General features: G+C 45.5%; 26 protein-coding genes. 5 read left to right on the top strand and 21 right to left on the bottom strand.

Translation table 11 applies throughout. The features are described 5' to 3' along the window. Positions 1–38 precede the first annotated feature (38 nt). From IGI66_RS03090 to IGI66_RS03055, 8 genes are all read right to left on the bottom strand, one after another. Complete coding sequence (locus IGI66_RS03090; RefSeq protein WP_438847541.1) at positions 39–1,085, bottom strand: alcohol dehydrogenase catalytic domain-containing protein; 1,047 nt, start codon at positions 1,083–1,085, stop codon at positions 39–41. After that, positions 1,082–2,107 carry a Gfo/Idh/MocA family oxidoreductase gene (locus IGI66_RS03085; protein WP_438847540.1) on the bottom strand — a complete coding sequence of 342 codons (1,026 nt, stop codon included), beginning with the start codon at positions 2,105–2,107 and terminating at the stop codon, positions 1,082–1,084. Before IGI66_RS03085 ends, IGI66_RS03090 begins: the two co-directional genes overlap by 4 nt. An 8-nt stretch (positions 2,108–2,115) precedes the next feature. After that, entirely contained in the window at positions 2,116–3,492 is a 1,377-nt protein-coding gene (locus IGI66_RS03080; protein WP_010781755.1) for a PTS fructose transporter subunit IIC, read from the bottom strand. A 15-nt stretch (positions 3,493–3,507) separates the two neighbouring features. Continuing rightward, positions 3,508–3,954: a PTS sugar transporter subunit IIA gene (locus tag IGI66_RS03075; protein ID WP_438847538.1), complete on the bottom strand. Its 447-nt coding sequence runs from the start codon at positions 3,952–3,954 to the stop codon at positions 3,508–3,510. A gap of 4 nt (positions 3,955–3,958) precedes the next feature. Beyond that, entirely contained in the window at positions 3,959–4,639 is a 681-nt protein-coding gene (gene deoC, locus IGI66_RS03070; protein ID WP_438847536.1) for a deoxyribose-phosphate aldolase, read from the bottom strand. A gap of 167 nt (positions 4,640–4,806) precedes the next feature. Continuing rightward, entirely contained in the window at positions 4,807–5,106 is a 300-nt protein-coding gene (locus tag IGI66_RS03065) for a rhodanese-like domain-containing protein (RefSeq protein WP_438847534.1), read from the bottom strand. Beyond that, positions 5,099–6,748: an FAD-dependent oxidoreductase gene (locus IGI66_RS03060; RefSeq protein WP_438847532.1), complete on the bottom strand. Its 1,650-nt coding sequence runs from the start codon at positions 6,746–6,748 to the stop codon at positions 5,099–5,101. The genes IGI66_RS03065 and IGI66_RS03060 overlap by 8 nt, the downstream gene beginning before the upstream one ends. Before the next feature lies 1 nt (position 6,749). Further along, complete coding sequence (locus IGI66_RS03055) at positions 6,750–7,061, bottom strand: rhodanese-like domain-containing protein (protein ID WP_438847531.1); 312 nt, start codon at positions 7,059–7,061, stop codon at positions 6,750–6,752. A 178-nt stretch (positions 7,062–7,239) separates the two neighbouring features. Here IGI66_RS03055 and IGI66_RS03050 point away from each other — a divergent pair, with 178 nt between their 5' ends. The 3 genes from IGI66_RS03050 to IGI66_RS03040 all read left to right on the top strand — a co-directional run bounded on the left by IGI66_RS03050 (position 7,240) and on the right by IGI66_RS03040 (position 8,093). Then, positions 7,240–7,500 (top strand): metal-sensitive transcriptional regulator, encoded by a 261-nt coding sequence (locus tag IGI66_RS03050; protein WP_086305450.1) that lies wholly within the window; start codon positions 7,240–7,242, stop codon positions 7,498–7,500. A 9-nt stretch (positions 7,501–7,509) separates the two neighbouring features. After that, on the top strand, positions 7,510–7,824 hold the full coding sequence (locus tag IGI66_RS03045; protein WP_010781762.1) for a DsrE family protein: 315 nt from the start codon (positions 7,510–7,512) through the stop codon (positions 7,822–7,824). A 62-nt stretch (positions 7,825–7,886) separates the two neighbouring features. Beyond that, the gene (locus IGI66_RS03040; RefSeq protein WP_010781763.1) at positions 7,887–8,093 is read left to right on the top strand and encodes a hypothetical protein; all 207 of its coding nucleotides are present in this window, start codon (positions 7,887–7,889) and stop codon (positions 8,091–8,093) included. A gap of 115 nt (positions 8,094–8,208) precedes the next feature. Here IGI66_RS03040 and IGI66_RS03035 read toward each other — a convergent pair whose 3' ends face one another. The 5 genes from IGI66_RS03035 to IGI66_RS03015 form a co-directional block, all read right to left on the bottom strand. Further along, the gene (locus IGI66_RS03035; RefSeq protein WP_316407625.1) at positions 8,209–8,523 is read right to left on the bottom strand and encodes a PTS lactose/cellobiose transporter subunit IIA; all 315 of its coding nucleotides are present in this window, start codon (positions 8,521–8,523) and stop codon (positions 8,209–8,211) included. 32 nt (positions 8,524–8,555) lie between these two features. Then, complete coding sequence (locus IGI66_RS03030) at positions 8,556–8,876, bottom strand: PTS sugar transporter subunit IIB (RefSeq protein WP_438847529.1); 321 nt, start codon at positions 8,874–8,876, stop codon at positions 8,556–8,558. Positions 8,877–8,887: 11 nt separating this feature from the next. Further along, positions 8,888–10,318: a 6-phospho-beta-glucosidase gene (locus tag IGI66_RS03025; protein WP_010781766.1), complete on the bottom strand. Its 1,431-nt coding sequence runs from the start codon at positions 10,316–10,318 to the stop codon at positions 8,888–8,890. Positions 10,319–10,345: 27 nt separating this feature from the next. Further along, entirely contained in the window at positions 10,346–11,701 is a 1,356-nt protein-coding gene (locus tag IGI66_RS03020; RefSeq protein WP_010781767.1) for a PTS sugar transporter subunit IIC, read from the bottom strand. A gap of 200 nt (positions 11,702–11,901) precedes the next feature. After that, entirely contained in the window at positions 11,902–12,651 is a 750-nt protein-coding gene (locus IGI66_RS03015; protein ID WP_086305446.1) for a MurR/RpiR family transcriptional regulator, read from the bottom strand. A gap of 148 nt (positions 12,652–12,799) precedes the next feature. Between IGI66_RS03015 and IGI66_RS03010 the strand changes: the two genes are divergently transcribed. Both IGI66_RS03010 and IGI66_RS03005 read left to right on the top strand, forming a co-directional pair. Beyond that, positions 12,800–13,618 carry a Cof-type HAD-IIB family hydrolase gene (locus IGI66_RS03010; RefSeq protein ID WP_438847527.1) on the top strand — a complete coding sequence of 273 codons (819 nt, stop codon included), beginning with the start codon at positions 12,800–12,802 and terminating at the stop codon, positions 13,616–13,618. Beyond that, positions 13,608–14,228 carry a GyrI-like domain-containing protein gene (locus IGI66_RS03005; protein WP_438847525.1) on the top strand — a complete coding sequence of 207 codons (621 nt, stop codon included), beginning with the start codon at positions 13,608–13,610 and terminating at the stop codon, positions 14,226–14,228. The genes IGI66_RS03010 and IGI66_RS03005 overlap by 11 nt, the downstream gene beginning before the upstream one ends. A 39-nt stretch (positions 14,229–14,267) precedes the next feature. Here IGI66_RS03005 and IGI66_RS03000 read toward each other — a convergent pair whose 3' ends face one another. The 8 genes from IGI66_RS03000 to IGI66_RS02965 form a co-directional block, all read right to left on the bottom strand. Continuing rightward, a complete protein-coding gene (locus IGI66_RS03000) occupies positions 14,268–15,344 on the bottom strand; it encodes a hypothetical protein (protein WP_438847523.1) in 1,077 nt (358 codons plus the stop codon). 14 nt (positions 15,345–15,358) lie between these two features. Beyond that, the gene (locus IGI66_RS02995) at positions 15,359–15,625 is read right to left on the bottom strand and encodes a hypothetical protein (RefSeq protein WP_010781772.1); all 267 of its coding nucleotides are present in this window, start codon (positions 15,623–15,625) and stop codon (positions 15,359–15,361) included. Further along, positions 15,609–17,336, bottom strand: a complete 1,728-nt coding sequence (locus IGI66_RS02990; RefSeq protein WP_438847521.1) for a hypothetical protein — start codon at positions 17,334–17,336, stop codon at positions 15,609–15,611. The genes IGI66_RS02995 and IGI66_RS02990 overlap by 17 nt, the downstream gene beginning before the upstream one ends. A gap of 178 nt (positions 17,337–17,514) precedes the next feature. After that, positions 17,515–18,711 (bottom strand): MFS transporter, encoded by a 1,197-nt coding sequence (locus tag IGI66_RS02985; RefSeq protein ID WP_438847519.1) that lies wholly within the window; start codon positions 18,709–18,711, stop codon positions 17,515–17,517. A gap of 117 nt (positions 18,712–18,828) precedes the next feature. Then, positions 18,829–19,485 (bottom strand): methionine ABC transporter permease, encoded by a 657-nt coding sequence (locus tag IGI66_RS02980; protein WP_010781775.1) that lies wholly within the window; start codon positions 19,483–19,485, stop codon positions 18,829–18,831. Then, entirely contained in the window at positions 19,478–20,452 is a 975-nt protein-coding gene (locus IGI66_RS02975) for a methionine ABC transporter ATP-binding protein (RefSeq protein ID WP_438847516.1), read from the bottom strand. The genes IGI66_RS02980 and IGI66_RS02975 overlap by 8 nt, the downstream gene beginning before the upstream one ends. Before the next feature lie 11 nt (positions 20,453–20,463). Further along, positions 20,464–21,264, bottom strand: a complete 801-nt coding sequence (locus tag IGI66_RS02970; RefSeq protein ID WP_438847514.1) for a DUF169 domain-containing protein — start codon at positions 21,262–21,264, stop codon at positions 20,464–20,466. Next, a complete protein-coding gene (locus IGI66_RS02965; RefSeq protein WP_438847512.1) occupies positions 21,257–22,069 on the bottom strand; it encodes a MetQ/NlpA family ABC transporter substrate-binding protein in 813 nt (270 codons plus the stop codon). Before IGI66_RS02965 ends, IGI66_RS02970 begins: the two co-directional genes overlap by 8 nt. Positions 22,070–22,309 lie beyond the last annotated feature (240 nt).

The raw sequence follows: 22,309 nt of genomic DNA, 5'->3' as shown, positions 1-22,309 counted from the left end.
TATAAAAGAAACTGAAAATGGAAGCAATCAAACTAAAATTAATCTTTGAAAACAATCACATTCTTTAACCCAATGGCATTCTTGGCATTCTCTAAAGCCTCATCGAATTGATCGATTGCGTAGCGTTTAGTAATTAAGTCCTTTAATGGAATCCTTCCGCTAGCAACTAGCTGCGCCGACGTTCGATACCCCATCAAACTTGCCCGTGTACAGCCGAAAACGCCTAATTGTTTGTAGTGAAGAATATTGGTGTTTAACCGAACCTCTTCTTTTTCTTTTGGCAAACCGCCAAAGAAGAGACAACGACCATTCATTGCCATATAAGGAAAACTTGCTTCTTGCGCCTGTGGAGCGGGGGCCGCGATGATACACAGATCCACCCCATGGTTATTCGTTTCTGCCGCTATTTTTTCCTTCAAGTTGTCCGAGGTCAATGGAACCAAATCTGGGATCATCTTTTTAGCATCCGCTAAACGCGCTTCCGATAAATCATTCATCATCACTTTCCCCGCGCCTCTTGCTCGTGCCAGCATCGCATGCATGATACCGATCGGGCCAGATCCAATGATCAACACCGTATCTCCCGGCTTATTTCCAGCAATTTCCTGCCCATTGAACACACAACTAAAGGGCTCGATCAACGCTGCCTCTTCATAAGACAATTGATCCGGTATCAATGAGATATTTCCCTGACGTACAGCTTTTTCTGGTATCACCAAATATTCAGCGAACCCACCAGGTAAGTTGATACCAAAAGCTTCATAGGTTTCACATAAATGTGTATTCCCTTGAACACACTGATCACAGATCCCGCAGCCCATATTTGGTGCGATCGCCACCCGCATACCTGATTCGTAAAAATTCACCGCAGCGCCAACCTCGACGATATCCCCTGAAATCTCGTGTCCCAAAGTCAGAGGAGTTTCTTCACTTGCCGTAGGATACCCGTTTTTGTACATTCGTACATCGGTCCCGCAAATCGACGCTGCTTTGACCTTTATCAAAACTTCTTTTTCGGTTATCGTCGGTTTTTCTACTTCATTTAATCGAATGTTTTCTTTGCCTAATAATTGGATTGCTTTCATTCCTTCTCCACCTCGACAATTCTATTTTCCAACAAAGAGGTCAATCCTGCATTGACTAACCGAACCGCCATCAATCCGTCTCTTCCCATACACTGCGGTTCCGTGTCAGTTAAAATACAATCAATGAAGGCCTGATCCTCCGCCATGTATGCATCTCTGAATAAATACATCCAGCTATGCATCGTTGGTTGGGTCAACTGCTGGTCGCTAGTTGCTACGACGATATTGTGTTTTCCCTGATCACCAACTAAGATACTTCCCTTTGTTCCAAGAATCTCTGTCCGTGCGTCATAGCCATATTGAACATATTGCGCGCCGTCGATCAACCCTAATTTTCCGTCCGTAAAGCGTAGATTCATCGCTACTGTATCATAATAGTCTGGGTACTCGTCTTTCACTTCCGGCGAACGGTAATTGCCGCCATTGGCGTAAATACTTTCCACTTCACTGCCCGTTAACCAGCGTAAGGTATCCAGATCGTGGCTGTTTACTTCCCCGATCGGCCCATTACTCTTGCGGATATCAAACATCCATGGTTTTGGTTTACTCGGACCATGGGTCAATGATTTCACTAAAACGACCTCCCCGATCGCCCCAGAATCCACGACTTTTTTTGCTTCCTGAAAACTGGCATCGAAGCGACGCATAAACCCGACCTGCAGCTTCACTTGATTGTCCTCTGCCGCTTGAATCATTTCCAAACATTCTGTTTCATCCATCGCCAATGGCTTCTCACAGAGAATATGTTTTTTTGCTGCCGCTGCTGCCAGTGCGATCTCCTTGTGATAACTTGTCGGAGTCACGATCACGACAGCGTGTATCTCAGGATTTTTCATGACCTCTCGGTAATCTTCATAAACGTATTGGCAGTTCAATTCCTGTTGAGCACCGTCTAAACTTTCTTTTGACGGATCACATAAGGCAATCAATTTAGCATTCTCAATTCGCCGAGCGAAGTTTTTTCCGTGGATCATGCCTGCTCGTCCAGTACCTATCAAACAAATATTTATCCATTCTGTCATGCCGATCATTACTCCTTAGCTGCTTGTTTCTTTTGCGAAAATACTTTTACTGTTGTCACCAAAAAACCGCTGATTGCTGTTCCGATTGCTAACGCCACGATATAAAGCAAGACATTTTCCACTGCTCCTGGGATCAAGAAAACGAAAAATCCGCCATGAGGAACCGCGATCCCGCACTTAAAGATCATTGACAGAGCACCAGTAATTGCTGAACCGACTGTCACAGAAGCCAATACACGGATCGGATCTGCCGCTGCAAAAGGAATCGCGCCTTCAGAAATAAATGACAATCCCAAGACCCAAGCAGATTTTCCTGCTTCACGTTCTTCTTTACTATATAAATTTTTACCTAAAACGGTTGAAGATAACGCCATTGCTAACGGTGGAACCATTCCAGAGACCATCACTGCTGCCATCACCATACTCGTTTCTCCCACGCCTAAATTCGTCAGCGAGGCGACACCGAAAAAGTATGCGGCTTTCCCGATCGGTCCCGCTAGATCGATGGCCATCATCCCACCTAAAAGCAGTCCTAACAAGACAGAATTCATTCCTGATAAACTGTTCAACCAATTCGTGATTCCTTCATTTAAAGCCGTGATCGGAATACCTACAATAAATTTCATTACCAGACCAACAACTAATACCGATACGACTGGAAGGATCAATACAGGCAATAATCCTGAAAAAGCAGGTGGCAATTTTAAAACCTTCTTTAATCCAAATACGGTATAACCTGCTAGGAACCCGCCTAATAATGCGCCTAAAAAGCCCGCATTCATGGAAGAGGCGATCATCCCAGCGACCATCCCTGGTACAAGTCCTGGTCGATCCGCGATCGAAAAAGCAACGTATCCGCCCAGGATAGGCCACATCAATCCCATAGCGATACCGCCAAGCTCATTGATCGCTGCAGCCAGATCTCCTTCAGCATTGATCCCACCGAAAGCAAAGGCTAATGCGATACAGATCCCTCCTGCAACAACAAAAGGAATCATATAGGAAACGCCTGTCATCAGGTGACTATAAATCCCGCTTTTTTCTGATTTTGCTTCTGACTTCACTTCTGCTGAGGTCGAATAAATCGCCGCATTAGGCGCACGATCGAAAAGATCATCTGGATGATCAATGGCTTCTGTCACGTCGACTTCCAACAAACGTTTCCCATTGAAGCGATCCTTGTTAACTGATGTACTGGCCGCAATGATCACAGCATCTGCCTCTGCAATTTCTTGTGCGGTCAAAACATTTTCTGCTCCGATCGATCCCTGCGTCTCTACTTTAATCTCAATAGCTCTTTTCTTAGCCGCGATCTCTAAATTTTCTGCTGCCATATAGGTGTGCGCGATCCCGGTCGAGCACGATGTTATCCCAACAATTTTCATTTTTTCCACCCTTTCCTATTCAAAAATCTGATAGATTTCTTCTACATTTGTGGCAGTCATCAGCTTTTGACGGACATCCTCATGCATTAGTTTACGGGAGAGTTTGCTTAAAATTCTCAGGTGCTCGTCATTTGACGTTTCAGGTACGGCGATCAAAAACATCAGATGGACTGGCTTGCCATCCATCGAATCGTACTGAATCCCTACATGACTCCGTCCAAATGCCAGCGCTGGAACGGTTACAGCAGTACTCTTTCCGTGAGGGATCGCCACCCCAAAGCCGATCCCGGTGGTACTTTCTTCTTCTCTCTTCATTACAGCATCCAAGTAAACGTTCTCATTTTCAACAACACCTTCTGAAACGAAGGTGCTCACAAGTTCAATGATCGCTGCCTGTTTTTCAATCGCTTTTAAATCAAAATTTATGAATGCTGCTTTCAATACATCGCGAATTTCTGTCATTTATTTACTCCTTTATCGACTGTTTATACTCTTCCACAATTTTGATACCCGAACTTGTTCCTAATCGTTCTGCCCCAGCTTTTACCATTTTTAGCGCGGTGTCTAAATCACGAATCCCTCCAGCAGCCTTTACCTTTACCTCATCTCCAACAACCTTTTTCATGAGTGCGACATCTTCCACTGTAGCGCCGTTTGTACCGAATCCTGTGGATGTTTTTACAAAATCAGGTTTGATTTCCTTAGCGATTTCACAAACAGTGATTTTTTCTTCATTTGTTAAATAGCACGTTTCTAGAATGACTTTGCTAAGGATCTTGCCTTCACGGGAAGCATTTACGATTGCTTTCATTTCTTCACGAATATACGCATTATCACCTTCCTTTAATTTGCCGATATTGATCACGTAATCAATTTCGTCTGCCCCATTTTTAATGGCATCCTGCACCTCAAATACTTTCGTTTCAATCGTCGTTTGCCCTAATGGAAATCCGATCGCCGCCCCTACATGAACGTCACTATCCTTCAAAAAATCCCGACACATCGCAACTGGATAAGAGTTGATCGCTACCATTTTGAACCCATATTCATCCGCTTCTCTACACAATCTCTCAAACCCTTCTTTAGTTGCATCCGCTTTTAATAATGTGTGATCCACCATATTTGCTAATTTCTTTAGTTCAATCATTTGTTTACTCCTTTTTATTTTTATTTACACTCTTATATTATCATTTACTTTCATTTTGTCAATCTGTAGAACTAATTTTTTTAAATAAAAGCAAACGAATCAAAATAAAAACACCAATTACTCGAAAGTAACTGGTGTCTCTTAGTGCTAAATTTTAAAAAATGAACTCATCGTGTCAATTCACCTGGCCAGGCTGAAGTGCCGCCTAAAACAGTTGTCACGTTGTAGCCATGATTGCTTAACAGGCCGCACGCGTTTTCTGAGCGCGCTCCTGATTGGCAAATGAGGTAATACTTTTTTTCTGGATCAAGTGTTTTCATTGCATTCGCTAGCTGACTTAATGGAACGTTTTTTGCTTTGGGGACGTGCCCCATTTCATATTCATACGACTCACGAACATCAAGGATCGCGATTTCTTCTTGTTGTGCGAGTGGGTAAAAATCCTTCATTGCGATTGAACTAGTCATAAAGTAATTCCTCCGGTCTTACCGTTTTATACAGCGCAAACGCGCCATCCAAATTTTTTACTTTGAGTCCTTTTTGCTTGAGCAAGCGTTCAGCCACATAGCTTCGCAGCCCGCTGTGGCAGCTGACGATGTACGCCTTGGTTGGATCTAATTCAGAAACTCTTTCTCTTAATTGATTCAAAGGAATCGAAAGCGCATCGGGAAAGCGGCCATTGGCTAATTCTTCAGGATTTCGAACATCTAATAGCTGATAGCCCTTTTCCTGCGCTTCCTTCAATTGAGACCATTGGATCGAATCACTGATGCCTTCAGACAGGTTGATTGCCGCGTATCCTAACATGTTTACAGGATCTTTCGCAGAACCAAACGGCGGGGCATAGGTGAATTCTAATTCCGGCAAATCGAAAATCGTCAATCCACCTTTAATAGCTGTAGCCAAAATGTCGATACGCTTGTCGATGCCCTTCCCGCCGACACCTTGTGCGCCATATAGTTTCCCCGTTTTTGGTTCAAACACCAGTTTTAACGTTAACTCGCTGGCACCTGGGTAATAACTCGCATGATCTTTTCCAGAAACATGGACCACTTGATAGTCTAATCCCGACTGTTTAACGGTTCGTTCACTCAGACCGGTTGAGGCTGCCGCAAGGTCAAACACACGCACGATTGCTGTACCGATACTCCCGCGGTTGCTTCGCTTCAAGCCGGCAATAACATCCGCCACTTGCCGGCCTTGACGATTTGCTGGAGAAGCTAGCGCGATCAGTGCATCCTCTTCGCTGATCTGCTGCTTCACTACGATGGCGTCACCGACTGCGTAAATGTCCGATACACTGGTTTGATAAGTTTCATCTACCATGATGCCGCCGCCTAAACCGGTTTTTATGCCTGCGTCTTTGGCTAGACTGCTTTCAGGGCGTACACCTACTGAAAGAATCGTCATATCTGACTGTAACACTTCTCCGTTTGTTAAAACTATTTTTTGTCCCTGTTCAGTAAAAGATTGTGCCGATTCTCCAGTGATGACGCGAACGTCGTTACGAATCAGTTCGTTCTGGACAAAGGCGGCCATTTCTTCGTCTAATGGCGGTAAAACATGGGGGGCTTTTTCAACCACCGTCACCTTTATGCCCCGTGAACTCAAATTTTCTGCCATTTCCAGCCCAATAAATCCAGCTCCGATCACTGTAGCTGTCGCCGGCTTCATCGCTAAAGCGGCCATGATCTGATCTAAGTCAGGCACATTGCGCAAACTATACACATTGGTTGCTTCCGTTACTCCTGCCATTTCTGGGATCAACGGTTTTGCTCCTGGGGATAAGATCAGCTTGTCATAGGTCTCTTCAAAAGTACCTTGCTCATTTTTGATCGTTACGGTCTTCTTATCGGGAGAAATAGCTGTGACTTCATGAAACGGACGAACATCCAGATTGAAGCGGGCACTTAAGGATTCCGGTGTCTGGACCAATAACGCTTCTCGATCAGCGATTTCACCAGAAACATAATAAGGCAATCCACAATTGGCAAACGAGACAAACGGCCCCTTTTCCAGAACGAGGATCTCCGCATCCTCCATTAAGCGACGCAGACGCGTTGCCGCGGACATACCGCCTGCCACGCCACCTACAATGATAATTTTCATTCTATTTTCCTCCTCTAGTGGCACCTTGCCAACGATTCATTCCGCCTTGAACATTCGTTACGTGATACCCTTTTTTCAGTAACACCTTGGCTGCTTGCTTGCTGCGCATGCCAGATTGGCAAATGACATACACTTCCTTTTCTTCCCCCTGGTAGCGATCGATCCTATTCAATGGATAATTTTTCGCCTTTGCAATATGCCCTCTACGGTATTCCTCTGCTGTACGAACATCAAGCAAAGAGATGGATTGATCCATTCTTTCAGCCAACTCCTGTGTTGAAATGGTCGGGATTCGTTTAAATAGCTGAAACATTTTACAGCCTCCTTTTTCTTTATCAAAAATACCTAGCAGGGTATTTTTACCACAAAGAAAGCTTTTCTGTCAACTACTCTGTTTTCATACAAATGGGTTGAAAAACAATCTACTTGACGAAATATACCCTGAGTAGGTATATTCTTCTTAACTAGAGAGATAAGGGAAGTGAACGTGCGTGGAGATTGAAGACAAAAAGATTCTCAACCGCTTAAAACGAACGGAAGGGCAGATTCGCGGAGTGCAGAAAATGATCGATGAGGAGAAGGAATGTATGGATATCATCACTCAATTAAGCGCGGTACGCTCAAGTATTGATCGCGTGATGGGGATGATCGTAGCCGAAAATCTGAAGAACTGTTTTGAAAATCCTGACAATAACCCTGAAGAACAGGCACAAAAATTAGAACAAGCAATCAACATGATTATTAAGAAATAAGGTGTAAAAATGAACGTCGTATTCCATATTGATGACTTAGAAAAATGGGCTGAAACAGCCAGCAATGTTAAAAACTTATTGAAAGAACCCTATAAAATCGCTATCATTGTTTTAGTAAATGGAAAAGCAATCAACGGGTATCTCTCACCGGAAAATCAAGCATTTATCGCCACGGAAGGCGTGACCTTCCATGCCTGCAACAATGCAATGCGTGCCAATAAGATCACGAAGGAACAGCTACCAGACAATGTCGTCGTCGTTCCTGCAGGTGTATTGGATTTGATCGAACTGCAAGCAAAGGGCTATGCCTATATCAAACCGTAAAAGCATCTAGTCGGGGGACTGAAGATGAGAAAGTGAGACCGCTCGGGGAAGGAAGTTGGGTTTTGGACACAATTGAAAATATCAATAAGAAGATGCATGTGACGGGAAGTTTGATCAATTTAAAAACGATCCAAGAAAACTTTGAAAAGATCAATGTCAAAAACATCCACTCAAAAGAAGAAAAGCAAGAGATCATGGATTTTCTGACTGCTATCGACACTGAGATAGCATCAATCCAAGAGAAAATTGCCTTTATTCGTCAAATGTAAACCACGAATGTCTGCTTGTTTTCCTGCGCATACGATTCCACTAATCGCGCAAAACGCGAAGTGGAACTCGCAAAAATCCCACACCTTGATTTAGGGAAGCAGGGTGTGGGATTTTTTATGCACTTATTTTTCTGTAGACATCGATGATTTCTTTTGCCAAGTCGGTAAAGGCAATGGAGGTCATCAGATGGTCTTGACTGTGGACAGTCAGGAGGTTCAGGTCGAGGTGTTCGCCTTGCGCTTCTTTTGTTAACAATCCTGTTTGTGAGTGATGCGCTTCGACAAGTGATTCCTCTGCTTGTTTGATTTTTTCATCGGCTAATTGGAACTCCCCATCCTTTGCTTCTTGGATGGCTTCCATCGCATTGCTTTTGGCATTGCCGCCATGAATAATCAATCCCATGACTGCTTCTAAATTTTCTTGTTCCATAGGGTACCCCCTTCATTTTTTCATTGCAGGATCTAGCTGTTGATCATACTGATCGCTTGACCCAGTACCTTTTCACCATTCATCATTCCATAATCAGTCATATTGATGACCTCTACCGGAATCCCCAGAGGTGTCAGCTTTTCTTCAAATTGCTTTTGCATGAAGCGGACTTGCGGACCCAATAAGACGGTGTCGATTTTTCTTTGTTCCAGCTTATTTGTCGCCTCTGCGGCAGCGATCGCAAAAATATCTACGTCCAGTCCTTGCGTTTCTGCGGCTTTTTGCATCTTCGTCACTAACATGCTGGTACTCATTCCAGCGTTGCAGATCAACATAATCGTTTTTTCACTCATCCTTATTCCTCCTAAAGCTTTTCGCCATTGCTGGCGATCACATTTTGGAACCAATAAAACGAATCCTTTTTACTACGTTCTAATGTCCCTTGACCCTCATTGTTTTTATCGACATAAATGAAGCCGTACCGTTTTTTCATTTCACCCGTCCCGGCAGAAACCAAATCAATAAAGCCCCAAGGTGTATACCCCATCAAATCGATGCCGTCATAAATGACTGCTTCTTGCATGGCTTCAATGTGCTCCCGTAAATAATCGATTCGATACTCGTCGTGGATCTCACCGTCGTCACCGATCTCATCTACTGCCCCAAAGCCGTTCTCTACGATGAATAGCGGCAGCTCGTATCGATCATTGAACCAATTCATGGCATATCGCAATCCTGTAGGATCGATTTGCCAGCCCCATTCTGATGCTTTGACGTAAGGATTTTCTACTAAATCATGCGCTTCGTCATAATCGTACGCAGGTCCTTTGTCATGATCCTTCACAGCAAAAGACATATAGTAGCTGAACCCGATGTAATCAACGGTCCCTTTCGTCAATTGCACTTCATCTTCTGTCGTAATATCTAAGTCGAATTGTTTTCGATCAAAGTACGCCTTCATATAACTCGGATAACGCCCTTTGCAATGAACATCTGTGAACCAGTACCGACGCTGCATCGCCACTGTCGCCGCCATCATATCTGATGGACTGCACGAATAGGGATAGATCGGTACCATGGCGATCATACAGCCGATCTCAAAGTTTGGATTGATCTGGTGTCCGATCTCGATCGCTTTAGCACTTGCCACCAGCTCATAATGCGCCGCTTGGTACATGATTTTTTCCCGATCATCTTCCGCATCAAATTTTAGACCAGAATTCGTGAATGGGGCAAAATCTTCGTAATAGTTCGTTTGGTTATTGATCTCATTGAAGGTCATCCAGTACGTCACTTTGTCTTTATAGCGCGTGAAGCAGACTTCTGAAAAACGGGCGAAGAAGTCGATCATCTTCCGATTTTTCCAACCGCCATATTCGGTCACTAAATGATAAGGCATCTCAAAATGCGACAAGGTGATCACGGGTTCGATCCCATACTTTAGACATTCATCGAAGAGGTCATCGTAAAACTGCAGCCCTGCTTCGTTCGGCTCTGCTTCGTCACCCTTGGGGAAGATACGCGTCCAAGCGATGGATGTACGAAAACATTTCAAGCCCAACTCAGCAAATAATTTTACGTCTTCTTTATAACGGCCGTAAAAATCAATGGCCTCATGATTGGGGTAATTTTCTCCTTCTAGCACTCCGTTTGTAATGCGGCGCGGAACGCCATGGGCACCGACGGTCATCACATCAGCTACACTGACGCCCTTTCCGCCATCTTGCCATCCGCCTTCTAATTGATGGGCGGCAACTGCGCCGCCCCATAAAAAGTTCTCTTTAAAAATACTCATAAGCCTACCTCTTCAATCCTCTTTTGTTTAAACCGTTGCTTGTCCGTCTGCGGTTTTTTCTCCGTTTTCCAATTCCTTCTCGATTTGTTCCATGCTTTCACCTTTTTCTTGCAGGTAGTTCAATGAATCCACTTTACGAACAAATGGCAGGTAGATAAAGAAGCCTAACACTAATACGACTGCCTGCAACAATGCGGTTCTCCATCCACCAACTAAGAAACCAGAAATGATCGGCGGTGTTGTCCATGGTACTTGTACCGCGGTAAATAATGGCACGAGACCTGAATACAAGGAGAAGTACGTGATGACTCCTGAAATCATCGGTGTCAAAATAAATGGCAGAGCCATGATTGGATTCATTACGATAGGTGTCGCAAATAAAATCGGTTCGTTGATATTAAAGAATGCGGGCAGCAAGGCCAAACGCCCTAATTGTTTAAACTGCGCGGAGCGAGCGAACATGACCATGAACATCACGATCCCGATCGTCATCCCTGCGCCAGTAACAGTCATGAATTGGTCCAAAAATTGTTGTGTCACGATGTGTCCGCCATTGGCAACGGTCAATTCTTTTCCTGAATTTAAAATCGCTGTGTTTTCTAATGAGTTCGCTTGCAAGATCGGACCCATGATCCCGCCGACCAATGTTGATCCGTGAACGCCGAAGAACCACAAGAATGGTACTAGGAAACCGAGCATCATAGCACCGCCAAAGGTATCGGTCACCCCTTGCATCGGTGTTTGGATCACTTTATAAATAGCTTCTACAACTGTTGTATTGAAGACTTTGTCAAAAATCACATAGACGATCAATGAGAAGGTGGTGATCACCGCTGCTGGAATCAATGCGGTAAATGAGTTTGCTACGTTTGCAGGTACTTGTTCTGGTAATTTGATCCGAATGTCGCGTTTCAAGAACCAAGAATACGCCCAACCAACGAATAGACCAACCAGGATCGCACTGATCATTCCTTGACCACCTGTCCATGTCTTGTCGATGACGTTCGATACGACTGCGTTTGTTTCTGCATTTGTTGCAGTTGAATGCTGTGTCAACAAGAAGACCACTAGCGCGATCATCCCAGCGGGCAAGCCTTCAAAGCCTTCTTCTTTTACATAAGAGTTCGCGATACCCATGACAGCAAAAATCGACATAATTGCAAAGGATGCTCCGAATGCTTCGTTAAAATAAACATCTAAACCGCTGCTGGCAACCCACTCTGAAACTGCGGGAATCGGGAAATTCGCTAAAAGTAAGAAGACGGAACCAACGATCGTAAAGGGCATCGTGTACAGCATCCCGTTACGCAACGCCGTGATTGCTTTTGTATTTACAAATTTTAGAATCGGGGGTAATAATTTCTCATTGATAAAGTTATTCATAAATAATTCTCCTTAAATAAAATAATTTTTTTGCAGCGATGGCCATTCGCATTTTTTGTATCCGTTTACAGTATTATCATAAGCGATGCTTTCTGCGATTGGAATACTTCTGGAATCGTCAGAAACATGTTCCAATAAAAAAAACAGCCCGACTGTTTTGGACAGCCCGGCTGCTACTTTTAAAAAAATCGGTTGGCTTTTTAGTGATTGTCTCGTTGATACGATTGATGGGCCAATATCTCCAGCAAAGCGATGACGGGGACCTGTGTGGTCAAGTTGATGGCCTCATCGTTCGGATCAGGACCCGAAACCTCCGGCATATAATAAGAAATATTAAAATCGGCCATCTGAGCAATAATGGAATGCTGATCGTTGGTGATGCTCAAAATTTTGGCACCGTACCGTCTGAAATCCTCGATCTGCTTGATGATCTCCGTTGTTTTTCCAGAAACAGAAAGCACCACGACAAGCGTCGTATCCAAGCCCCGTGTCGGCACAGGGATAAAGGGATCGGTAATGGCATAGGCATTGAATTGCAGATTTGAAAAATAGCGTGCGCCGTAGGTTCCCAGCGTCCCGCTTGTCCCTATTCCTGTAAAAACAAGATGTTTACTGCCGACGATCAAGTCGATCGCAGGATCGATCACCGTGTGATACCCTTCATTGTTGACTTTTTTTAGAAACGCGTCGACATGGACCGTCGCATCATAAAAGGCTTCAAAAGATTGGCCCTTTCGTGAAAGATTTTCCTTTAGTGCATACTTGAACTCTGTATAGCCCGAATATCCGAGCTTATTTAGGCATCGTAAAATTGTTGACGTAGAGACATGGCAGCTGTCAGAAAGGTCACGGATCGTCAGACGCCCTATGCGTTCCATATTTTCCACGATAAAGGTATAAACGATCAACTCCAATTCATTTAGATCTTTCACTTTTTGCGAATCAAACATCCCATCTCAACTCCTACTAATGTGGTACGTGCACCCTATATTATCCCATAAAATCCAAAGATTACACAGTCTATTGATTGTTTTTTGCGTTATTTATTCAAATCACGTACACTGGTTTTATCAGCAACTACGAATAAGGAGGAATACAATGATCCAAGCAATTGCCGTTGATATGGACGGAACTTTTTTAAGGTCAGATAATACCTATGATAACGAACGCTTCGCCAACTTATTTAAGCGGTTCCAAGAGCACCAGATTCATTTCATCGTCGCCAGCGGGAATCAATATTATCAACTGAAGTCCTTCTTCCCAGAACATGAAGACCAGCTCACGTTCGTGTCGGAAAATGGGGCGTTGATTTTTGAGCAGGGACGTTTGCTTCGCAGCAAAAGCTTTTCACCCGAACGAGTCGAACGAATACTGGCCTTTATAGCTGCTCATGAGCTGGACCTTGACGTGATCGTCTGCGGGATTGATTCGGCGTATATTTTGAAAGAGACCCCGCAAGCGATTCGCGATTTTTCTCGCGTCTATTATCACCGTCTAAAGGAACTGGATTCCTTTGATGAGCTGCCTTCTGAGGACCGTTTTGTAAAATTCGCTTTAGACCTGCCTATAGACAGAGTCGCCGCCTTCGTCACTGAGATGAATGACGTCTTTAAGGACGAGATCAAAGCCGTCGCCAGCGGTCACGGCAGTGTGGATATCATTATCCCAGGAATGAACAAAGGGGCCGCGATCCAATGGCTGTTGGACCGTTGGCATGTCTCTTCGGAGCATCTGGCTGCTTTCGGCGATGCAAACAACGATCTGGAGATGCTCGGGTTAACACCGAACAGCTATGCGATGGCAGCGAGCAGTCCCGCAGTGATCGAGACCGCTAAGCACCGCGCACCGTCAAATAACGATTCTGGCGTGATGGTTGTTTTAGAACAGTTACTGGAGGAGCAAAACAATGAAGCATGAATGGCGAAAAGCTGAAAAGCAAATGTATCTACCGAAAAAAATCGAGATCCAGACGATTCCAGCGTATAACTTTATCTGCTTATCCGGTCATGGCGACCCCAACAGCGCGTTATTTGCAGAACAAATCGGCGCGCTCTATGCTCTCTCTTACGCCTTGCGGATGAAAGTAAAAAAAGGCGAGATCGGTGATCCTTTTGAATACACCGTTTATCCGTTAGAGGGAGTCTGGACTTCTGAAACAGATCCTGGCGACGGACCGATCATTAAAGATGAATTGATCTACCAGATCATGATCCGCCAACCCGATCGCATCTCCAAGGAAGATTTTCTGGCGATCGTTGAACCAACCTTCAAAAAGAAACAAAATCCTTTTATCAAAGAAGCCGTCTTCATCGAATACGAAGAAGGACGTGTGGTACAGACGATCCACCTCGGTTCCTACGATGACGAGCCAGCGACCTTTGCCAAAATGCACGCCTTCATGGAGGAAAACGAGCTGCAAAAAACCCGCACGATGGGAAACTACATCCATCGGGAAATCTACCTTTCCGATCCGCGAAAAGTCGCGCCTGAAAAACAAAAAACGGTGCTGCGCTATAAGCTCAACTAAAAAGAAGTTCCAAGCTCAAATTCGGCTTGGAACTTCTTTTTAATTCTTTTGCTTTCGTTGGATCGCCTTGCGAATCCCGGCACGATAAACCTTCGGGATCGCTAAGAAGAAATTTTGGGAAAAGTGATACTGCTGATATTTTTCAATCAGAAAAGCTGTCAGTTCAGCATTGCCATATTTTTTCTCATGGAAAAGCACAAAACTGCGAATGCTCCGTTCCGCTTTTTTAGGGTCCTTCAGCACAAGCAAGAAAGAAAGCAGATCATCGAAATACCGCTTCTTCGCTTCTGGATAGGTTTCCGTACCATAACGTTCCAGACGAATGAAGTCCGTTAGCTTCCGTCCCCAAAATTTCCGTTCCAGATAGACAGGGGCTTGGATGTCTTGCTGAAAATCCTCTAAATACGATTCAAACACTGTTTTATCTGCTAAGAAATTCTTCTCCTGCCGATCAAAGGCTTCGCGGTCCACTTGGTTGATCTCCGTCACGACACTGAGGTAATCCCCGATAAACAACGGCATCTTTGCATCACGGAAACGAACGACCCGCGCCGCCAGCTTTTGATTCAGAGAAAGGGGCCGTCGCAAGGTATTGTTGCGGTAATAGGCAAACACATAGCGTTGCCAGAGGTCCTCGGGAAAAGGGATGCCCTTCTCCGTCAGCCACAGCAATTCATCCAATGCCAAATCTACATGAGCCACGCCCTTTTTGATTTCCTCCGCGACCTGCTGGGAGATGCCCAGATGATCCTTGAAATGTTGAATCCCTAAGCGAATCTCCTGCTGCTTGATCTTCGATTCGATCACGAATTGGTATTTCAACGGCCGTCCGCAGGCACACGTCAATTGACTGTGAACACCGCGCTCGTATTCGTCATCAATATTCAGTGCAACAAATTCCCAGTCGGAGGTCTGCAAATAGTGCTTTTGCAAAAACAGCGAGCGTACTTCATATTTTCTTTGTTGATGGATGAACGCTTGCTGATCTTCTGTCAGCTTTTCAAATCGTTCCTTCCGTTCCGCGCCAGAGTAGGTCACGTGACATTCTGTCGGGTAGTCCTTCAAGCCGTAGCTTCGCGGATACCAGTGCGCATAAATCTCTAAATAGTTATCCATGGATCGTTCTTTCTCTATTTCTTAGGATCGATTTTTTCTTCGATCTCTTTCAAGATCTTTTTCGCTTCGTCTTTAAAAGACTCGTGGGGCTCTTCTTCTTCCACCGCGTTTGAACCAGAGCGGGCAATTTCCTTCGGTTCGCCCGAATTACTGCCGGCCAATGCTTCTGGTTTGTCTTGTGTTTCACTGGAATTTGTTCCTGCTAAGGCAACATCTTCCTCTGTTTTTGGTGCCATTGAACCGCGTAAACGACGGTCTTTTTCGTTATTGTAATTTGTCATGGTGATCCGCTCCTCTTGTTTCGTATGTGTATTTTACCTGATTGTCCTTCAGATTGCCAAAGTTAACCTGTCTAGTAAAAAAACGATACCCGCACCATACAATAGTAGCCAACCAGCTCAATGCGCAGAGTGCAAAAACGATCGCTACGTATTTTGGCGGTTCGTAACGCAGGCGAACGGTATTTTCCCCTGCTTGCTGTTCGATCGTCGGCACCCCGATATTCGATAGCTCGGTCGGTGTGATTTCTCGATCATCTGCGAAGATTTTCGTGTTTCGGTAGATGGTCACCGGTAATTGGACGGTCCCGGAAGACGCCGCTTGCCACGAGAGCACCAACTGATTATTGTCGACCGTTTTCGCGAAGGTTTTTGGCTGACCGAGAAGTTGTTTTTCATAGCTGACATACTTATTCTTCTTGTCATTGTGATAAATCGGCAAATAATCAGGACTGGATTTTTCAACCGCTCGCAGCGCTTTTCCCATATCCTCGTCATAAAAACTCTCTCTTGCTTCCTTTTCCGAAACACGGACGAAGGTATGCTTACTGGAAAATGTCTGCTGATCCCATTTGTCCAACTCCTGAGTCACGGTCTGCAAATTCTGACCGATGCTGATCACACTGAATAGGAGCATCAGACCCCAAAGCCATTTTTTCCCTGTCAGATCATTGATCATAGCCGCAAAGAAGAACAGAAACAACACCGTGAACGGTGCAAAAAAACGGAAGGGAAATTGGATCAAGGTCACGAAAGGCACATGATGGGAAACTAGCCAATTCCACGGAAGAATACTTGTCGAAAGCAAGAAAAAGATTCCGCTGTATATCAGCAACTGCTTCGTAAACCGTTGAACCTCATGCCAATAAATCAAGCAGCAAAGAAAACCGACGATCAATATCAGCCGTAGGATTCTCGGGTATTGCAGCCAATAGGCGCCGCCTAGATCAATGGCCTTTTGGCTCATTTGCGCATTCACAAAAGGCATCTTCAACTGATCCCCCGTGTTGATCAGGAATAAGCTGATCCAAACATTGATGGAGAGACACCCGTATAAAAGAATCGATTTTACGAGCTCGACCAGTGCGGTCCCCCAGCGATCGCGCGCATAGGCAATAAAAAAGGGCGCGTAGATCAAGCCCAGCATCACCGCCGTCAGCATATGGATCTGCGTCATCAACGCCATGCTCAATGCAACCTTTACAATCGGAAAATGCCGATTCTTCAGATCCACCAGCGGAATCAGACACAAGGGAAGTAAGCACGTCCCCCAACTAGTAAATCCTTGATTCAGTATCCAGTAATTCATACTGTAGGTGGTCATAAAAATAACTGCCGTAAACAATGCTGTGCTTTCCTTGATTTTGTCATAGGTCAACAATTTGAACAGCGAACACCCGGCCAATGCATACACCAAAAAATTCGACAGCACTTGGTAACGAAACCAGCTTCCAGCCAGCCAAACCAGCAAGCCTTGTAAATAAGAAAATAAGGGCCCATACACGGCATTCACGATCCGACCAGATTGTTGAAAGCCAAAGATCGAGATAAAATAGCTGAAGTTTCCTGTCCTGAGCTGCTCTGCCGTTTCATAAAAACGGTTGTAGTGAAAAATGGCATCTGCACCCAGAATCATTTTTTGCGTCCATAATTGCGGAACAATAAAGAGTCCAGCAATCAGAAGAATGATCAGATAATAGCGATAACGTTTCATAAACGACCTCCTTGTTCGTGCAAAATTGCACGCTACCTGTTTTTTTCTGCTCCTGAATTGAAGCAGAAGCGGTATCCTAATCGATCATTACAAACTTCACTCTATCCTATTTAAAAAAATAAACGAAACAAAACGCCTATTCCTCTAATAGAAATAGACGTTTCTTTTAATGTTTGTGTTATTTTTCCACCGAGACCCAAACGATCAACGTCCCAGCGATCGAGATCATCGTACCGATCAGAAGCATCGCGGACACGGAGAGAACGCTCAACATCTGACCGCCGACAAAGGCGCCAATGATCCCACCGATCGTATTGGCGGTCGCCATCAAGGTTTGCCCTTTGACTAGATCCTTCTTCGGGATGATTTGATTCGTATAATAGACAGACGCCATCGTATGCATCGCGAAACCGACCATTTGCAGACTCTGGGCGACATTGATCAAAAAGATCGTGCCGGCAAAGAGGATCAGCAGTGCTTTAATGGAGAAAAAGAACGCCGCGATCCGCATCAGCGAACGGATTTTAAAGCGTCGCAAAAACCACGAGAAGAAGAACATCGTCGGCAATTCACTCAAGGCAGCTACAGATAAGGACGTTCCTGCGTTTGCAGCGGTCCCGCCTAATGGCTGCATGATCTGGAACATGTAGCTGTTGATGATCGTATGGAACACAAACAGCAGCGAGACACCCACCAGCAAGAACATAAAGCGCTTGTATTCTTGCGCAAAGGCAAGCAGTCCGATCGGTTCTGTCGTCTGTCCCTCATGATGCGTCTCCTGTAAAAGTGACGCGGAATACTGGCCGCCATGCTTTCGCGTATCGATGGACAGCGCCATCAAAGCGAAGACGAGAAAAATGCCAATCAATAAATACAGAATGATCGTCGGCGAAAAGCGTTCGATCAGTACGCCTGTTACCGCAGCGGCTCCGGCAAAAGCCAAGGAACCCAGCCCACGTGCAATCCCAAAATTTAAGCTGTAGCCGCGGCTGATAAAGAACGTCCCGATCGCGATCGTCATGGGCTGCAGCAAGACCAGGCAGGCGTACATCAAGACATAGATGAAGGCGACGACCAAAAAGACCTTCGGCAGAACAAGTAAGATCCCCGAAAAAAGCACCAGCAAAACAGCCATTCCCGCTGCGAGCTGCGACAAACGGACCCGTGTCATCCGATCCGCAAAAGATGCTAAAAATGGTTGAACCAGTGCTGCCAGTAAATTTGCCAAGGACAAGACCATCCCGATCTCCCCGTTGGTAAAGTCACGAGACAGCAAAAAGACGGACGTAAATGTCCCCAACACCGAAAAACCCATCCAATAAGGAATCTGCATACTGATATATTGCAAATTCAGCTTCATATGTTTTGTCCCCATAGCGCCTCCTAAAAAACATCGTTCTTTCATTATACCTGATTGCGGTAGGGAAAACAGACGATTTTTGAAATCACAAAAAGCAGAGCCCCTGTTCCCACAAAGATGCTCTGCTTTGATTTAATTTTTCGCTTTTTTGTAACAAAGATTGCCGATCCATTGAACGAGCTGGACGAAGACGATCAACAGAACCACCGTACTGTACATGATCGTATTGTCGAAATTCTGATACCCGTAAGTGATCGCCACTGCGCCTAATCCGCCAGCGCCAACGGTTCCCGCCATCGCTGTGTAGCCCAATACCGAAATGATCGCCAAGGTCAGACTGGAGATCATACTAGGAAAAGCCTCCACCAGCATGACCTTGAAAATGATCTGCATGTGGGTCGCGCCGATGGACTTCGCTGCGTCCAAGGTATAGGGATTGATCTCCAGCAGATTGTTCTCGAAGAGTCGTGCCACATAAGGCGTCATAGCAAAAGTCAGCGGCACGATCGCCGCGGAGGTGCCGATCGTCGTCCCTACGATGGAGCGCGTCATGGGCATCAGTGCCACCATCAAGATAATGAATGGAAAAGACCGAATGATATTGACGACAAAATCCAACAACCGATAGATCGTCCCATTGGGAGACAAGCCCTTTTTATTCGTGATGACCAGGACGACTGCCAAAGCGAAGCCGATGATCGTCGCGATCAAGGAAGAGACCAGCACCATGATCAGCGTGCTGATCAAGTTCGGTACCAGCACTTGGGTGAACAACACCGAATTACTCATGAGCCGCCACCTCCTGACAACTAAAATGCCCCTTTTCCGCAAGCTGCCAGACGACCTCTGCATCTTCTTCAGAGATCGAAAGCACTAACGTCGTCAGGCTGTCTGTCTTAAAATGCTCCGTCGTTGCCTGCAATAAGTGCGGTGTCTTGATCCCGGCATCAACCAGCAGAGCCAAGAGATCTTCTTCTAGATGTGTCACGATCTTTACCAATCGATGCCCCGCTTTGAGTGTCCCAAAGTTGGATTGTTCCTCTCCCGTGATCGTCTGCAAAACCTCGGAATGATTGAGAAAGACCTGTTGGACAGTGTCCTCCTCTACGATCTTGCCCTGCTGCAAAATCGCGACTCGATCACAGATTTTTTTTACGACCTCCATTTGGTGGGTCACTACGACGATCGTCAGCCCCATCTTCTGATTCAAGCGCAGCAATAAGTCCAAGATCCCATTCGTGATATTCGGGTCAAGCGCAGAGGTGGCCTCATCGCACAATAAAATTTCCGGGTTCATGGTCAGCGCGCGAGCGATCGCCGCACGCTGCTTTTGTCCGCCAGATAGCTGCCGCGGCTTCATCTGTGCCTTGTCCGCGATCCCCACCTCTGCCAGTAATTCTTCTACCCGTTCGTTGATGGCTTCCTTGGCATACCCGCTGCACTCCAAGGGCAAGGCGACATTCTTAAAAATCGTTTTTTGTTCAATCAAAGAATTGCCTTGGAAGATCATCCCGATTTTTTTCTTCGTGTCCCGCAATTCCTTTTCAGACAGCTTCTCCAGCTGCTGCGTCCCGATTCGGATACTGCCGGATTGACTCTGCTCCAGTCCATTGATACAGCGCAGCAGGGTGGACTTCCCAGCGCCGCTGATCCCTAAGATCCCCATAATGGAGCCAGAGGGGATCGTTAGAGAAATATTTTCTAAAATCATTTGTTCATCGTAGCTTTTATTGACTTGATCGATGACTATCTCCATTTCCTTCACACCTACCGTTTGACGCCTTGATACGCGCCTCTAAAATAATTATCCCGTTTGCGAACCTCATAAAAATCAGGCGCACCGTCTTCTGCGGTCTTCTTGATGATCTTGCGTTTCTTTTCCAGTAATTCCATTGGATTCAAGGTTTCTTCCAGTCCCTCGATGATCGACTCGAAAAGCGCATAAGGAATCCCGACACAAAGCTCCTCGTCTTTCCAGCGAGCGACATACCGTGTCCCCGAGCACATCATAGACACATTGATCAGCCCTGTTTCATAGGGATACGACGTTCCTTCTTGGCAGATCGCTTGCATCCCGGTCATTTTCATCTGCTTCGCCTGTCCATTGAAATACGCATTTCCTTGCAAAAGACGCATCGCATTAAAGGGCGTCGTGATCACCAAAAGAACATCTGGCGCCTGCGCCCAGGATTGGATAGGCTCGACTGCGATCCCGTAAGACGGTTCGCGGCAATAGACCATGTCGTCTGCGATGGCTTTACTCACTTCTATATCCTTGTAGACACCCATGTTGGCATGCTTTTGTCCGCTGGCGCTGTATTCGTCATTTTCGATCAATCCCAAAGCCACCGCCGATGCCGGACAACCGAAATTATCGATCGTCAGCTTGACGCTGACACCTTCTGTTGCCTGTTGGACAGAACGGCAATAAGGCACCAATTTGTCCGTTGCCGGTGCCGCGTGGGCGTCAAAGTCCTCTTTGGTACGTAAAAAGCTGATCCCTACCACTTGGCGTTTCAACTCCAACAAATAATTCAAGCGTCGGTCCAGCTCTTGAAAATTAGTCATAGAACGTGAACACTCCCTTGAAGTGGTCGTTGATGCCTTTTTTACTTTCCTTCGTCAGGAAGGCGTTGTTGATGTCTTTCGCCCACGCCTTGTCCTTGTTCTCGTCTTTCACGATCAAGCTGATCGGGAAATCTGTCGCGTGCTGATCGCGGATCAAATAATCCTTGTAGTTCTCCCCTGAATTAAACATGAAGGTAAAGAAACAAGTCGCCGCATCTAGATCCTCCAAGCTGCGTACCGTTTGTGCCTGCTCGATCTCGACAAAGTTGAAGTTCTTCGGATTTTCTACGATATCTAACGCGGTAAAGCCTGATTTTTTCTCATCTGTCAATTTGATCAAGCCCGCATCCTGCATCATCAGTAACGAATTGTCCCGATTCATCGCATCGTTCATGATCGCGATCTGAGCGCCATCCGGCAGCTGGTCGATCTTGTCATGCTTACTAGAATACAGACCGATCCCCGTGTAATACACGTGGGGCGTCATCATTGCTAAGTCTCCGCCCTTTTGCTTATTGAAGGATTTAACAAAAGGCTCGTGCTGAGCAAAGGACGCGTCAACATTCCCATCCTGCACCGCTTGCAGGGCTTCGATATTATTGGAAAAAACCACGAATTCCGGCTTGTAGCCTTCTGCCTCCATGGATTTCTTCGCGGCCTTCAATGAATTTTCCGAGACCTGATTACAGGCGATCTTGATCTCCTTCTTCTCTTCTTTTTCTGTCGCCGCCTCTTTCTTCGTGCCGCAAGCACCTAATACCAATACTGCCGCCAACATCGCGACGATCATTGTTACTTTTTTCATGGTCATTCCCCTTTTCTTTTTTTAATGAAGCTGTTCTATGTGTTTGAACGCACAAAAAAGAACCCTGCGACGTTGCAGGCTCCTCCACTCCATATAAAAGAAACGTGACACTTAGGTTTCACGGAAAGGGAGGGATTCTTGCTTGTTCATTGATCCAGAAACTCTGAATCCACGGGTAACTCAAACTCAGCGCTGATAAACAAACAACATTTCCACCTCCCTAGAATTTTAAAACGCTAT

The sequence above is a fragment of the Enterococcus sp. AZ048 genome (assembly GCF_051715125.1).
GTDB lineage: Bacteria > Bacillota > Bacilli > Lactobacillales > Enterococcaceae > Enterococcus_A > Enterococcus_A gilvus.
The sequence above is the reverse complement of the archived record's forward strand: the minus strand, read 5'-3'. Positions and strand labels throughout refer to the sequence as shown.

What these genes read in the sequence shown, in the direction of transcription:
- IGI66_RS03000 (WP_438847523.1), bottom strand. Translation starts at nt 15,344, where the DNA reads ATGGATAACTATTTAGAGATTTATGCGCACTGGTATCCGCGAAGCTAC.
- IGI66_RS03075 (WP_438847538.1), bottom strand. Translation starts at nt 3,954, where the DNA reads ATGACAGAAATTCGCGATGTATTGAAAGCAGCATTCATAAATTTTGAT.
- IGI66_RS02985 (WP_438847519.1), bottom strand. Translation starts at nt 18,711, where the DNA reads ATGGGGACAAAACATATGAAGCTGAATTTGCAATATATCAGTATGCAG.
- IGI66_RS03085 (WP_438847540.1), bottom strand. Translation starts at nt 2,107, where the DNA reads ATGACAGAATGGATAAATATTTGTTTGATAGGTACTGGACGAGCAGGC.
- IGI66_RS03055 (WP_438847531.1), bottom strand. Translation starts at nt 7,061, where the DNA reads ATGTTTCAGCTATTTAAACGAATCCCGACCATTTCAACACAGGAGTTG.
- IGI66_RS03010 (WP_438847527.1), top strand. Translation starts at nt 12,800, where the DNA reads ATGATCCAAGCAATTGCCGTTGATATGGACGGAACTTTTTTAAGGTCA.
- IGI66_RS03035 (WP_316407625.1), bottom strand. Translation starts at nt 8,523, where the DNA reads ATGGAACAAGAAAATTTAGAAGCAGTCATGGGATTGATTATTCATGGC.
- deoC (WP_438847536.1), bottom strand. Translation starts at nt 4,639, where the DNA reads ATGATTGAACTAAAGAAATTAGCAAATATGGTGGATCACACATTATTA.
- IGI66_RS03025 (WP_010781766.1), bottom strand. Translation starts at nt 10,318, where the DNA reads ATGAGTATTTTTAAAGAGAACTTTTTATGGGGCGGCGCAGTTGCCGCC.
- IGI66_RS02965 (WP_438847512.1), bottom strand. Translation starts at nt 22,069, where the DNA reads ATGAAAAAAGTAACAATGATCGTCGCGATGTTGGCGGCAGTATTGGTA.
- IGI66_RS03015 (WP_086305446.1), bottom strand. Translation starts at nt 12,651, where the DNA reads ATGTTTGATTCGCAAAAAGTGAAAGATCTAAATGAATTGGAGTTGATC.
- IGI66_RS03005 (WP_438847525.1), top strand. Translation starts at nt 13,608, where the DNA reads ATGAAGCATGAATGGCGAAAAGCTGAAAAGCAAATGTATCTACCGAAA.
- IGI66_RS02995 (WP_010781772.1), bottom strand. Translation starts at nt 15,625, where the DNA reads ATGACAAATTACAATAACGAAAAAGACCGTCGTTTACGCGGTTCAATG.
- IGI66_RS02980 (WP_010781775.1), bottom strand. Translation starts at nt 19,485, where the DNA reads ATGAGTAATTCGGTGTTGTTCACCCAAGTGCTGGTACCGAACTTGATC.
- IGI66_RS03030 (WP_438847529.1), bottom strand. Translation starts at nt 8,876, where the DNA reads ATGAGTGAAAAAACGATTATGTTGATCTGCAACGCTGGAATGAGTACC.
- IGI66_RS03045 (WP_010781762.1), top strand. Translation starts at nt 7,510, where the DNA reads ATGAACGTCGTATTCCATATTGATGACTTAGAAAAATGGGCTGAAACA.
- IGI66_RS02970 (WP_438847514.1), bottom strand. Translation starts at nt 21,264, where the DNA reads ATGACTAATTTTCAAGAGCTGGACCGACGCTTGAATTATTTGTTGGAG.
- IGI66_RS02975 (WP_438847516.1), bottom strand. Translation starts at nt 20,452, where the DNA reads ATGGAGATAGTCATCGATCAAGTCAATAAAAGCTACGATGAACAAATG.
- IGI66_RS03080 (WP_010781755.1), bottom strand. Translation starts at nt 3,492, where the DNA reads ATGAAAATTGTTGGGATAACATCGTGCTCGACCGGGATCGCGCACACC.
- IGI66_RS03065 (WP_438847534.1), bottom strand. Translation starts at nt 5,106, where the DNA reads ATGACTAGTTCAATCGCAATGAAGGATTTTTACCCACTCGCACAACAA.
- IGI66_RS03020 (WP_010781767.1), bottom strand. Translation starts at nt 11,701, where the DNA reads ATGAATAACTTTATCAATGAGAAATTATTACCCCCGATTCTAAAATTT.
- IGI66_RS02990 (WP_438847521.1), bottom strand. Translation starts at nt 17,336, where the DNA reads ATGAAACGTTATCGCTATTATCTGATCATTCTTCTGATTGCTGGACTC.
- IGI66_RS03060 (WP_438847532.1), bottom strand. Translation starts at nt 6,748, where the DNA reads ATGAAAATTATCATTGTAGGTGGCGTGGCAGGCGGTATGTCCGCGGCA.
- IGI66_RS03090 (WP_438847541.1), bottom strand. Translation starts at nt 1,085, where the DNA reads ATGAAAGCAATCCAATTATTAGGCAAAGAAAACATTCGATTAAATGAA.